12 protein-coding genes are annotated in these 12,415 nt (G+C 69.6%); 4 read left to right on the forward strand and 8 right to left on the reverse strand.

Features of this window, described 5'->3' with window-relative positions; translation table 11 throughout:
• Window positions 1-106 precede the first annotated feature (106 nt).
• Both Q7W82_RS13095 and Q7W82_RS13100 read left to right on the forward strand, forming a co-directional pair.
• Window positions 107-1,864 (forward strand): ABC transporter permease subunit, encoded by a 1,758-nt coding sequence (locus Q7W82_RS13095; RefSeq protein WP_242158644.1) that lies wholly within the window; start codon window positions 107-109, stop codon window positions 1,862-1,864.
• 16 nt (window positions 1,865-1,880) lie between these two features.
• The gene (locus tag Q7W82_RS13100) at window positions 1,881-3,200 is read left to right on the forward strand and encodes a nitrate/sulfonate/bicarbonate ABC transporter ATP-binding protein (protein WP_242158645.1); all 1,320 of its coding nucleotides are present in this window, start codon (window positions 1,881-1,883) and stop codon (window positions 3,198-3,200) included.
• Window positions 3,201-3,923: 723 nt separating this feature from the next.
• Here the strand turns inward: Q7W82_RS13100 and Q7W82_RS13105 are convergent.
• The 6 genes from Q7W82_RS13105 to Q7W82_RS13130 form a co-directional block, all read right to left on the reverse strand.
• Window positions 3,924-4,223, reverse strand: a complete 300-nt coding sequence (locus Q7W82_RS13105; RefSeq protein WP_242158646.1) for a hypothetical protein — start codon at window positions 4,221-4,223, stop codon at window positions 3,924-3,926.
• A gap of 130 nt (window positions 4,224-4,353) precedes the next feature.
• Window positions 4,354-5,544 (reverse strand): methyl-accepting chemotaxis protein, encoded by a 1,191-nt coding sequence (locus tag Q7W82_RS13110; RefSeq protein ID WP_160947203.1) that lies wholly within the window; start codon window positions 5,542-5,544, stop codon window positions 4,354-4,356.
• A gap of 162 nt (window positions 5,545-5,706) precedes the next feature.
• Window positions 5,707-6,321 (reverse strand): high frequency lysogenization protein HflD, encoded by a 615-nt coding sequence (hflD, locus tag Q7W82_RS13115; protein WP_242158647.1) that lies wholly within the window; start codon window positions 6,319-6,321, stop codon window positions 5,707-5,709.
• The gene (gene mnmA / locus Q7W82_RS13120; protein WP_242158650.1) at window positions 6,318-7,460 is read right to left on the reverse strand and encodes a tRNA 2-thiouridine(34) synthase MnmA; all 1,143 of its coding nucleotides are present in this window, start codon (window positions 7,458-7,460) and stop codon (window positions 6,318-6,320) included. The genes hflD and mnmA overlap by 4 nt, the downstream gene beginning before the upstream one ends.
• The gene (locus tag Q7W82_RS13125; RefSeq protein ID WP_242158652.1) at window positions 7,457-7,915 is read right to left on the reverse strand and encodes an NUDIX hydrolase; all 459 of its coding nucleotides are present in this window, start codon (window positions 7,913-7,915) and stop codon (window positions 7,457-7,459) included. The genes mnmA and Q7W82_RS13125 overlap by 4 nt, the downstream gene beginning before the upstream one ends.
• A complete protein-coding gene (locus Q7W82_RS13130; RefSeq protein ID WP_242083468.1) occupies window positions 7,915-8,418 on the reverse strand; it encodes a hypothetical protein in 504 nt (167 codons plus the stop codon). The genes Q7W82_RS13125 and Q7W82_RS13130 overlap by 1 nt, the downstream gene beginning before the upstream one ends.
• Window positions 8,419-8,494: 76 nt before the next feature.
• Between Q7W82_RS13130 and clpS the strand changes: the two genes are divergently transcribed.
• Both clpS and clpA read left to right on the forward strand, forming a co-directional pair.
• A complete protein-coding gene (gene clpS, locus Q7W82_RS13135) occupies window positions 8,495-8,815 on the forward strand; it encodes an ATP-dependent Clp protease adapter ClpS (protein WP_242158654.1) in 321 nt (106 codons plus the stop codon).
• Between the two features lie 124 nt (window positions 8,816-8,939).
• Window positions 8,940-11,222 carry an ATP-dependent Clp protease ATP-binding subunit ClpA gene (gene clpA / locus Q7W82_RS13140; protein WP_242158662.1) on the forward strand — a complete coding sequence of 761 codons (2,283 nt, stop codon included), beginning with the start codon at window positions 8,940-8,942 and terminating at the stop codon, window positions 11,220-11,222.
• A 126-nt stretch (window positions 11,223-11,348) separates the two neighbouring features.
• Here clpA and infA read toward each other — a convergent pair whose 3' ends face one another.
• Window positions 11,349-11,567, reverse strand: a complete 219-nt coding sequence (gene infA / locus Q7W82_RS13145; protein WP_004425677.1) for a translation initiation factor IF-1 — start codon at window positions 11,565-11,567, stop codon at window positions 11,349-11,351.
• A 92-nt stretch (window positions 11,568-11,659) separates the two neighbouring features.
• Window positions 11,660-12,397 (reverse strand): leucyl/phenylalanyl-tRNA--protein transferase, encoded by a 738-nt coding sequence (gene aat / locus Q7W82_RS13150; protein WP_242158664.1) that lies wholly within the window; start codon window positions 12,395-12,397, stop codon window positions 11,660-11,662.
• Window positions 12,398-12,415 lie beyond the last annotated feature (18 nt).

The following is a 12,415-nucleotide window of genomic DNA, read 5'->3' on the forward strand; positions in this document are numbered from 1 at the left end:
ACGCACGGCGTACATCTTCCCCGGTCACACTGGGCGGTCCGCGTCGCGACCCGCGCCAGCGTCCTTTTACCTGCGGCGCCGCCTGCCGCTCCTGCCGGAACTTCCCATGCTGCCATTCGCCCGCGACCGCTCCGCGCCCGGACAGCTCGCCGCACGTCCCGGCGTGCTGCCCAACCTGCACGATCTGGCGGTGTTCGCGCTGCTGCTGGGTCTGGGCGCGCTGCTGCTGCACGGCGCATCGGACATGCGCGCACCGCTGCCGCCGGCAGGCACCGCCGCGGTGTCGCTGGATCTGTGGCAGTTGCCCGAGTACGGCCTGCGCACCACCTTGCGGATGTTCGCGGCGATGGCCGCCTCCTTGCTCTTCACCTTCGTGGTGGCGACCCTGGCCGCCAAGAGCCGGCGCGCCGAACGGGTGATCGTGCCGGCGCTGGACATCCTGCAGTCGGTGCCGGTGCTAGGCTTCCTCACCTTCACCGTGACCTTCTTCCTGGGCCTGTTCCCCGGCCGCCAGATCGGCGCCGAACTGGCCTCGATCTTCGCCATCTTCACCAGCCAGGCCTGGAACATGGCGTTCTCGTTCTACCAGTCGCTGCGCAACGTGCCGCGCGACCTGGACGAGGTGGCGCGCGGCTTCGGGCTCAGCGCGTGGCAGCGCTTCTGGCGGCTGGAGGCGCCGTACGCCACGCCCTCGCTGATCTGGAACATGATGATGTCCATGTCCGGCGGCTGGTTCTTCGTGGTCGCCTCCGAGGCGATCAGCGTCGGCGACCACACCCTGGAACTGCCCGGTATCGGCTCGTACCTGGCGCTGGCGATCGCCCAGCGCAATTTCGCCGCGGTCGGCTGGGCGGTGGTGGCGATGGCGGTGCTGATCGCGCTGTACGACCAGTTGCTGTTCCGCCCGATCGTGGCCTGGTCGGACAAGTTCCGCGCCGAGCTCACCGCCTCGCAGGACAAGCCGCAGTCGTGGCTGTACGACCTGCTGCGGCGCACGCGCCTGGCCAAGCGGCTGGTCGCGCCGCTGGCCTGGGTCTGGCAGCGCGCCATGCTGGTGCGCTGGGCGCCGCGGCACAAGCCGCAGCCCGTGGCGACGACGCGCGAACCCGGCCGCAGTGGCGTGTGGGGCGATCGGTTGTGGAGCGCGGCGCTGGCGCTGGCCGGTGCGGCCGCGGCCTGGTTCGCCTACGACTATGGCCGTCGCCACCTGGGCCTGCACGACCTGGCCGAGGCCTTCGGTGGCGGTCTGGCCACGCTGCTGCGCGTGGTGGTGCTGATCGCCCTGGCCAGTGTGGTGTGGGTGCCGATCGGCGTGTGGATCGGGCTGCGCCCGAAGGTGGCGCAGCGGGTGCAGCCGCTGGCGCAGTTCCTGGCCGCGTTCCCGGCCAACGTGCTGTTCCCGTTCGCGGTGCTGGCCATCGTCAGCACCGGCGCCAATCCCAACATCTGGCTGTCGCCGCTGATGATTCTCGGCACCCAGTGGTACATCCTGTTCAACGTGATCGCCGGCGCCAGCGCGTTCCCCACCGATCTGCGCGAGGCGGCCACCATCTACCACCTGCGTTCGTGGACCTGGTGGCGGCGGGTGATCCTGCCCGGCATCTTCCCGTACTACATCACCGGCGCGCTGACCGCCTCCGGCGGTTCCTGGAACGCCAGCATCGTCGCCGAGCTGGCCAGCTGGGGCCACACCCAGGTACAGGCCTACGGCCTCGGCGCCTACATCGCCCGCGCCACCGCCGCCGGCGATGGCCCGCGGGTGTTGCTCGGCGTGGCGGTGATGTCGCTGTTCGTGACCCTCTTCAACCGCGCGGTCTGGCGACGCCTGTACGTCTTCGCCGAACGCCGCCTGCGTTTCGACTGATTCCTGGAGACCGACCATGAGCTATTCCGCAAGCGTGCCCGAGCGCGCCCCGCTGGTCCGCGTGCAGGGCGTGCGCAAGAGCTACGACAAGGGTGGGGCGACGCCGCTGGTGGTGCTGGAGGATGTCGACCTGACCCTGAACTCGGGGCAGATCGTGGGCCTGCTCGGGCGCTCCGGCTCGGGCAAGTCGACCCTGCTGCGCGCCATCGCCGGGCTGCTGCAGCCCAGCGCCGGCAGCATCGCCTTCCGCGACGCCGCGCCGGGCCAGGTGGCCGACGACATCGCCATGGTGTTCCAGAGCTTCGCCCTGTTTCCGTGGCTGACCGTGCTGCAGAACGTGGAAGTGGGCCTGGAGGCGCGCGGGGTGGCTGCCGACGAGCGCCGCCGGCGCGCCCTAGCGGCGATCGACCTGATCGGCCTGGACGGCTACGAAGGCGCCTACCCGAAGGAACTGTCCGGCGGCATGCGCCAGCGCGTGGGCCTGGCGCGGGCGCTGGTGGTGCGGCCGAAGCTGCTGCTGATGGACGAGCCGTTCTCCGCGCTGGACGTGCTGACCGCCGAGACCCTGCGCACCGACCTGCTGGACCTGTGGTCGGAAGGGCGCATGCCGATCGAATCGATCCTGATGGTCACCCACAACATCGAAGAAGCGGTGCTGATGTGCGACCGCATCGTCATCTTCGGCGCCAATCCCGGGCGGGTGATCGGCGAGATCGAGGTGACCCTGCCGCAGCCGCGCAATCGCCTGGCGCCGGCGTTCCGTGCGTTGGTCGACGACATCTATGCACGCATGACCGCCAGCCCGCAGCGACCGCAGACCCGCGAAGGCGTGTTCCCGGGCAGCGGCATCGCCATGGTGTTGCCGCGCGTGTCGAGCAACCTGCTGGCCGGCCTGATCGAAGCGGTGGCGGCCGAGCCCTACCACGGCCGTGCCGACCTGCCGCCGCTGGCGGCCGGGCTGCAGCTGGAAGTGGACGAACTGTTCCCGATCGCCGAAACCCTGCAACTGCTGCGCTTCGCCGTGTTCGAGCAGGGCGACCTGCAACTGACGCCGGCCGGGCAGCGCTTCGCCGAACTGGGCACGGACGCGCGCAAGCAACTGTTCGCCCAGCACCTGGCCACCTACGTGCCGCTGGCGGCGCACATCCGCCGCGTGCTCGACGAACGTCCGGCGCATCACGCGCCGGCACGCCGTTTCCGCGACGAGTTGGAAGACCACATGTCCGAGAGCTATGCGGCTGAGACGGTGCAGGCGGTCACCAGCTGGGCGCGCTACGCCGAGTACTTCGCCTACGACAAGCAGGCGGATCTGTTCTCGCTGGAAAATCCGAGCTGACCGGAGGCGGTGTAGGCGCCGCGTAGGAGCGGCTTCAGCCGCGACCCGAGGCCGAACATTGCAGGAGTTGTGGCTGCCGCGACCGGGATTTCCCGGCAGCCGGGCGGCGGCGAATGGCGCGGCGTTGCAGCGTGCTGTCCCCACACGCAAGGCAGATTGGGGGAGGGATTTCAGTCCCGACGGCAGGAACATCACTACGCCGGACGGCGTCATGCGTCGCGACTGAAGTCGCTCCCACCGTGATGCGTTGCAGCGACCGGACGCTCCAGGTCGCGGAATGGCTCCAGTTGCGCGACTGGATGCCGTGCTTGCTGGTTTTTGCGCTGCGTAATGGCGTGCTGGTCGATGTGTCGCATCTCGCCACCGAATGCATCCTTGCATCACCGATGTCGGGGTCTGGGCGCGACACTTGTGGGAGGGACTTCAGTCCCGACTGCATGCGGCCGGCCGGGCACGTGTCGCTCGCTTATCGCGCCTGCACCGCGCATCGCGGCCGTTGCCGCGGTCTGCAAGATCCGCCGTCCCCGCGTAGGAGCGGCTTCGGCCGCGCCGGGGCGTTCCCGCTACCGCCTCCACCCCTGCAGCCGCGCAGTGCGAATGGGCGCCCGGCCTCATGCGCCAGGCGAAATGGAGGGTAATGAGGTGGGGGGAACTTGTAGCGGTGCCCTGAACCCACTGCCACAGCAAGCGTCGCTCGCGACCAGTGCGGCCGCCGCGATCGACTCAGTCGCCGTCGTAGAGCGGAAAGTGCACCAGCGGCGCCGGTGTGCCGGCGGCCGCCACCGCGCTGCCGTTCAGGCCCATGTCCCAGGCCAGGCCGGCCCAGACCGGGTCGGCGATGCGCGCGTCCTCGGGTGCCGGGGCGCGCGCGATCAGCAACTGCCGCAGTTCGGCCTGGGCCAGGGTCTCCAGCCGCCGCAGGGTGTGACCCGGCTGGCGCGGCGCGCTCACCGGGCGCGGCGCGGGGTCCGCCACCGGCTCGGACGAGGGCGCGTGTGCGCTGCTGCTTTCATCGCAGGACATGGCCGCAACTCGGGACAGGGACTGGAGAGGCATCGACATCGACGGGGCCGGGCGGGAAGGGCAGAGACGACAAGCCCCGGCAGGGGCCGGGGACTCGTCGGTTCATGGCACGGAGGAGGGCAAGGCGGGCTTAGAACAGCTCGACGGTGCCGGCGCCCATGCTCTGCTGCGCCACCGGCTTGTGCGGCGGACGCTCCCACTCGGTGCGCATGTCGCGCAGGCGGTTGCCGACCCGCTGCAGGGCGTCGATCAGTTCGTGATCGAACACGCCGCCATTGCGGTGCAGCAGTTCCTGCAGTGCTACGGCCTCGCGGTTGATCGCGGTCAGGCGGTCCAGGTGGGTGTGCACGCCGCCCAGGGCCTGGGTCGCGATGTCCTCGAACTGCAGGGCGCGCACCGCTTCGGCGACGCTGCTGTCGATGGCGCGGCCGCACTCGGAGATCTCGCGCATGCCGTCGCCCAGCGAGTGGTTGATCGCGGCCACGTTGTCCAGCATCGCCGCGGCCTCGGCCCGCGCCTCGCGGGAGCGGTCCATGTCGCGCGAGGCCATGTTCGAGACCGTCTCGCGGACCTTGGCGATGGCGTCCTTGGAGCTGTGCGCCAGCTTGCGGATCTGCTCGTTGAAGGTAGTCGAGCGCTCGGAGAGGTTGCGCACCTCGTCGGCCACCACCGCGAAGCCGCGGCCTGCCTCGCCGGCGCGCGCCGCTTCGATCGCCGCGTTCAGCGCCAGCAGGTTGGTCTGGTCGGCGATCGACTTGACGTCCTCCAGCAGGGCGAAGATGCCGTCCAGGTGCTGGGACATGTCGTCGATGTAGTGCACCGTGGTGCTGCTCTGGCCGCTGACCTGCTCCAGCGCCTCCACCAGCTGCTCCATGCGCTGGCTGGCATGCTGGGCGAAGCGGGCCACGTCCACGCCGGCGCCACCGTCTTCGCCGGCGCGGTCGACGATGCGGGCCAGCGCCACGCTTTGCTGCCGCGACTTGCGGTTCATCGCCTCGAAGCTGCCGCCCAGGCCGCTGACCGCCTGGCGGATCAGCTCGCGGGCACGTTCGATCTCGGAGCGGGAGCCCTCGATCTCGTTGCCGACGAAGCTGCGCAGCTCGGTCAGCAGGTGGTCCTGCTCGCGCATGACCTTGGCCTGCTCCGGCGAGCGCCGGGTCTGGCTGTACGCGGTCCAGCCGGCGAAACCGAGCCAGCTCAGCGTCATCGTGGTGAGGATGGCCCAACGGACCGGGGCCGGCCAATCGAAACCGGCGGCGATGGGGAACAGCAGCGTCAGGGCGAGCGGGGCGGCCAGACGGATCAGGAGGCGTGAGTACATGGAAGTTCTCGGCAGATTCACGATTGCTGTATCGGCCGTCCCCCCCGGGTCTTTAGCAACGCGGTGAGCGGATCATCGAAACCTGCCGACATTCGTACGATCGACGTCGCAGAACGGCGCGCGGGCGGCGCGCTGTCGCCCCCGCGCCAGCGCCCGAGAGGCTCAGCGCAGCGCGCGGTCCACGGTCTCGCGCATGCGCCGCTTGGCCAGCAGGAAGTCCCACAGGCTGCCGCCCATCTGCCGCCACAGCACCGCCGAGCGCACCGCCGCCAGCAGCAGCGCACGGATCTCGGCCACCACCCCGGCCTGGCCCAGGTAATGCGGGTTGCCCTGCACCATCACCCGCGGGCGCAGGTGGCTGATGGTGTCGGCATAGAGCTGGCCCAGCGCCGCGATCACCTCCGGGTGGGTGCTGTCGCCATGGCGCTCCAGCAGCGGCGCGATCCGGGCCAGGCCGGCGTCGACCTTGGCGTCGGTCTCGGCATCGCCGGCAAAGCGCCGTTCCAGTTGGATCACCGCCAGCGCCAGCCGCGGCAGCACCTCGTCCTGGCCCTGGTTGCGGAAGTAGTTGTGCAGCAGGCGCAGGCCCGGCGCCAGGTCGGCGCGGCGGCCGTAGACCGCTTCGGGGCTGGGCGCATCGATGCGGAACACGCTGTCGAGCAGGGTACGCACCAGCGACGCCTCCGACTGGCCGGTCTCGGCGATGCGCCGCACCTGCTGCAGGGCCTGGGCCACGCCCGCCAGCGCCAGCATGCGCGCGTCCATGGAATCGGTCATCGAATGGTGTCCTCGTGTACGGCGGGGGCCTGCTGCGCCAGGCGGCGCTCCAGCGGGGCATCGGTGGTGGCGATCACGGCGCCGCCCAGGCATTCCTCGCCCTGGTACAGCACCAGCGATTGGCCGGGGGTGACGGCGCGCTGCGGGCGCGCGAAGCGCACCGCCAGGCGGCCGTCGTCGCCGACCTCAACCGTGCACGGTTCGTCGGCCTGGCGGTAGCGGGTCTGTGCGGTGCAGTCGAAGCGCCGTGCCGGCGGCGCGCCGGCGATCCAGTGGGCGATCTCGGACTGCAGCCGGTTGGCCATCAGGTAGGGGCTGTCGCGGTCCTGGTCGACGTACAGCACGTTGCGGGCGACGTCCTTGCCGACCACGTACCACGGCGCTGCGGCGCGGCCGCGCACCCCGCCGATGTTCAGGCCCTCGCGCTGGCCCAGAGTGAAGTAGAACACGCCCGGATGCTCGGCCACGACCTGCTCGTGCGGGTCGCGGATCTCGCCGCGCCGCGCCGGCAGGTACCGGCCCAGGAATTCGCGGAAATCCCGTTCGCCGATGAAGCAGATGCCGGTGGAGTCCTTCTTGGCGTGGGTCGGCAGGCCGGCCTCGCGGGCGATGCGGCGCACCTGCTCCTTGGGCAGCTCGCCGACCGGGAACAGGGTCGCGGCCAGTTGCGCCTGGCCCAACTGGTGCAGGAAGTAGCTCTGGTCCTTGTTGCGGTCCAGCCCGCGCAGCAGCCGCCAGCGGCCGCCGACGCTGTCCACCCGCGCATAGTGGCCGGTGGCGATGCGCTCGGCGCCGAGCTCCCGCGCCGCGTCCAGGAAATGCTTGAACTTGACCTCGCGGTTGCACAGCACGTCCGGGTTGGGCGTACGCCCGGCGGCGTACTCGGCCAGGAAGTGCGCGAACACCCCTTGCCAGTACTCCTGCGAAAAATCGCGGAAATGGAACGGGATGCCGAGCCGGCCGCACACCGCCACCGCATCGCGGCGGTCGTCGTCGGCGCGGCAGTCGCCGCTGCCGTCGTCGGCCCAGTTCTGCATGAACAGGCCGGACACCGCCGCGCCCTGCTGGACCAGTTGCCAGGCCGCCACCGACGAATCCACGCCGCCGGAGACCCCGACCATGACCGCTGCGCCGCTCATGCCACCTGCCGCAACAGGTCCAGCGGGTAGCGGCGGCCGGCCAGGTAGTCGGCCACCACCTGCCACACCAGCGGGCTGCGCCAGCGCGGCGCGGCGGCCTCCAGCTCGGCCGGGGTCATCCACAGCGCCCGCACGATGCCGGTGTCCAGCGGCCGCTGCGGATCGTGCGCGACCGGGTCGGCGGCAAAGGCGAAGCGCAGATAATGGCGGCCGTTGTCGGCCTTCCACTGGTAGGCGCCGATGAAGGCGGTCGGCTGCACCTGCCAGCCGGTTTCCTCCAGCGTCTCGCGCACCGCGGCCTCGATCAGGCGCTCGTCCGGCTCCAGGTGGCCGGCCGGCTGGTTCAGCACCAGCGCACCGGCGATCGCTTCCTCGACCTGCAGCAGGCGCCCGTCGCGCACCACCACCGTGGCCACGGTCACATCCGGCTGCCAGGGTTCCGCGGTCGCCGTCATCAGAACAGGTCCTTGCCGCCGTTGAGTTCGGCGTCCATCGCGTCGGCGCCGCGTGCGGCCGCCTCCAGCGCCTCGCGCAGCGCCGCATCGTCGGCATCGGCGGGGATCTTGACCACGAACACCGCGGTGCCGCCCTGGCGCACCCAGCCGCCGAGGATGTCCGACTGCGCGTCCTCCAGCAGCCGGTTGGCGACCTTGGCCGGCAAGCTGTCGCCCTGGGCCTGGTAGGCCGGCGACCACACCTCGCGGATGCGGTAGCTGCCGAAGGTCTCCACCGGCGAGCGCACGTAGGTGAGCTGCTTGCGCTCGCCGCCGTTCTCGCGCAGGCCGAACAGCACCTGGTAGTCGCCGTCCTCGTCGGCCTGCGCGTCGTAGCCCAGCGCCTGCAGGCGCTTGCCCAGCGCCGCATCCGGCGGCGTGGCGGCCGCCGGCAGGGCGGCGGCGAGCAGCGCGGCGAACAGCGGAAGCTTGGGGAACATCGTCGAATGCATGCGAAGCGCCATCGAAAGGAGGGGAATTGTGCGGGCAGGGCCGGCGATCGTCCAATCCGGGCCGGCGGCCCCCGTATATAATGGGGAGATGCCCCGCAAGAATTCCCCCGAGCACGATCATGGCGTCATGGTGGAGTCCGGAAAGCCGGAAATCGCCCGACCGCCGATGTATCAGGTGCTGCTGCTGAACGATGACTACACCCCGATGGACTTCGTGGTGACCGTGCTGCAGCAGTTCTTCTCCCTGGACCTGGAACGCGCCACCCAGGTGATGCTGCACGTGCATACCCGCGGCCGCGGCGTCTGCGGGGTGTATACCCGCGAGGTGGCTGAATCCAAGGTGGCTCAGGTGAACGAGTTCTCGCGGATGAACCAGCACCCCCTGTTGTGCACGATGGAAAAAGCCTGATAGTGGGAGGCGTCGGCTCCCGGTCTGCCCGGACTAACGCGGTCTGAACACACTGATCCGATAGGGTTGTGGAAATTTCGCAGCTCAAGCCACATATCGTCGGCAACAGACGTCGGAGTGCACCATGTTCAGCAAAGATCTCGAGCAGACCATCGGCCAGTGCTACAAGCGCGCCCGGGAAGCCCGTCATGAGTTCATGACGGTGGAACACCTGCTGTTGGCGCTGCTCGACAATCCCTCCGCTCAGGCCGTGCTCAAGGCCTGCGGCGCCGATGTCGACCGCCTGCGCAGCGACCTGGAACAGGCCATCGAAGCCTCGGTGGCGCGCCTGGCCGACGACGACGGCCGCGACACCCAGCCCACCCTCGGCTTCCAGCGGGTGCTGCAGCGGGCGGTCTACCACGTGCAGTCCTCGGGCAAGAAGGAGGTCAGCGGCGCCAACGTGCTGGTGGCGATCTTCGGCGAGAAGGACTCGCACGCGGTGTACTTCCTGAACCAGCAGGACATCACCCGCCTGGACATCGTCAACTACCTGTCTCACGGCATCGCCAAGATGGGCGAGGACGGCGAGCACGCCGCCCCGGCCGACGGCGAGCCCAAGGGCGAGGCGGGCGAGGGCGAGCCGAAGGGCGACGCCCTGGCCGAGTACGCCACCAATCTGAACGAGCAGGCCCGCAACGGCCGCATCGACCCGCTGGTGGGCCGTGGCGACGAGATCGAGCGCACCATCCAGGTGCTGTGCCGCCGCCGCAAGAACAATCCGCTGTACGTGGGCGAGGCCGGCGTCGGCAAGACCGCCATCGCCGAGGGCCTGGCCAAGCGCATCGTCGAGGGCAGCGTGCCCCAGGTGCTGGCCGACGCGGTGATCTTCTCGCTCGACCTGGGCGCGCTGGTCGCCGGCACCAAGTACCGCGGCGACTTCGAGAAGCGGCTGAAGGGCGTGCTGACCTCGCTGAAGAAGGTGCCCAATGCGGTGCTGTTCATCGACGAGATCCACACCATCATCGGGGCCGGTTCCGCCTCCGGCGGCACCATGGACGCGTCCAACCTGATCAAGCCGGCGCTGTCCTCGGGCGAGCTGCGCTGCATCGGTTCGACCACGTTCCAGGAATACCGCGGCATCTTCGAGAAGGACCGCGCCCTGGCGCGGCGCTTCCAGAAGATCGACATCGTCGAGCCGACCGTGGGCGAGACCTTCGAGATCCTGCAGGGCCTCAAGCCCAAGTACGAGGCGCACCACGGCGTGACCTACGCCGACGACGCGCTGCAGGCCGCGGTGGACCTGTCGGTCAAGCACATCGGCGACCGCTTGCTGCCGGACAAGGCGATCGACGTGATCGACGAGGCCGGCGCGCGCCAGCGGCTGCTGCCGGAAGGCCAGCGCAAGGAACTGATCGACATCGAGGAGATCGAGACCATCGTCGCCAAGATGGCGCGGATCCCGGCCAAGCAGGTCAGCGCCACCGACAAGGACGTGCTGCAGCACCTGGAGCGCAACCTGAAGATGGTGATCTTCGGCCAGGATCCGGCGATCGAGACGCTGTCCTCGTCGATCAAGCTGGCGCGCTCGGGCCTGGGCAATCCGGAGAAGCCGATCGGCAACTTCCTGTTCGCCGGCCCCACCGGCGTGGGCAAGACCGAGGTCACCAAGCAGTTGGCGCTGCAGCTGGGCATCGAGCTGGTGCGCTTCGACATGTCCGAGTACATGGAGCCGCATTCGATCAGCCGCCTGATCGGTGCGCCCCCGGGCTACGTCGGCTTCGACCAGGGCGGCCTGCTGACCGAGAAGATCGTCAAGACCCCACACTGCGTGCTGCTGCTGGACGAGGTGGAGAAGGCGCATCCGGATATCTTCAACATCCTGTTGCAGGTCATGGATCGCGGCGTGCTCACCGACACGAACGGGCGCGAGGCGAACTTCAAGAACGTGATCCTGGTGATGACCACCAATGCCGGTGCAACCCAGGCCTCGCGGCGCTCGATCGGCTTCACCCAGCAGGACCACTCCACCGATGCGATGGAGATCATCCGCCGCAGCTTCACCCCGGAGTTCCGCAACCGCCTGGACGCGGTGGTGCAGTTCCAGCCGCTGGCTTTCAGCCACATTCTGCGGGTGGTCGACAAGTTCGTGATCGAGCTGGAGATGCTGCTGCAGGAGAAGCATGTGTCGCTGTCGGCGACCCCGACCGCGCGCGACTGGCTGGCCCAGCACGGCTTCGACCCGCTGATGGGCGCGCGGCCGATGGCACGGGTGATCCAGGACAAGGTCAAGCGCCCGCTGGCCGACGAGTTGCTGTTCGGCAAGCTGGTCAACGGCGGCCGCGTCACCATCGACGTGCGCGACGGCGAGCTGGTGGTGGAGACCCAGGCCGAGCCCGAGCGCCTGCTGCCGGCGACGGTGGACTGAGGCCGGACAGGCACGACGAAAGGCGGCTGCAGAGGCTGCAGCCGCCTGGCGAGGTCACCGTCGTTCCATCGTTGCAGACGCGAAAGGCGGCCATTGGCCGCCTTCTTCATGTCCGCCCGTGGCGGATTACTTCATGCGGTAGGTGATGCGACCCTTGGTCAGGTCGTACGGGGTCATTTCGACCTTCACCCGGTCGCCGGTCAGGATGCGGATGTAGTTCTTGCGCATGCGGCCGGAGATGTGGGCGATGATTTCGTGCCCGTTTTCCAGCTTGACCCGGAACGTGGTATTGGGCAACGTCTCGCTGACGGTGCCTTCGAATTCGATGGAGTCGTCTTTCGACATGTAATCCTGTGCGATTCGGAACGGCCAAAGGCCTGAAGAGCGAGGATTTTACTCGCCTGGGCCGCGCCATGCAAAGTTTGCGTTAATCCCGCTCAGCCCTGGGCCAGTTCCAGCGCCGCCAGCGCCCCGAATCGCGACGTCCACGGCCCGGTCTCGGCAGGCGTCGCCACCAACGGGGCGATGGCCTCCAGGAAGCGTGCACGCGGCCAGCGCTCGGCGCCCAGGCGCAGCAGGTGGTCGTTCTCCACCTGCGCGTCGATCAGCGGCCAGCCCCAGCCGTGCAGGCGCCGCGCCAGCGCCGCCAGCGCCACCTTGGAGCCGCCGCTGCGGGCGCTGAACATGCTCTCGCCGAAGAACATGTGCCCGCGCGCCACCCCGTAGATGCCGCCGACCAGGTCGCTGCCGTCGAAGACCTCCACCGAATGCGCGTGGCCGGCCTGGTGCAGGGCCAGGTAGGCCGCGCGCATCGGTGCGGTGATCCAGGTGCCGTCCTGGCCGCGGCGCGGGAGTTGCGCGCAGGCGTCGATGACCTGGGCGAAGGCGGTATCGGCGCGCACCGTCCACGGCGAGCGTCGCAGGCTGCGGCGGAAGCGCGAGGACAGGCGCACCCCGTCGCTGCGGAACACGGTGCGCGGGTCCGGGCTCCACCACAGGATCGGCTCGCCATCGGAATACCAGGGGAAGATGCCCTGCGCATAGGCCGCGAGCAGCCGGGTCGGCGACAGGTCGCCGCCGACCGCGAGCAGGCCGTCAGGCTCGCGCAGGGCGCTGGACGGCGGAGGGAACGGCGCGGCGGGATCGGCCGCGAGCAGGGCAGGAAGACGACGCATCGCCGGCAGCCTAGCCGA

Source organism: Xanthomonas indica (genome assembly GCF_040529045.1).
GTDB lineage: Bacteria > Pseudomonadota > Gammaproteobacteria > Xanthomonadales > Xanthomonadaceae > Xanthomonas_A > Xanthomonas_A indica.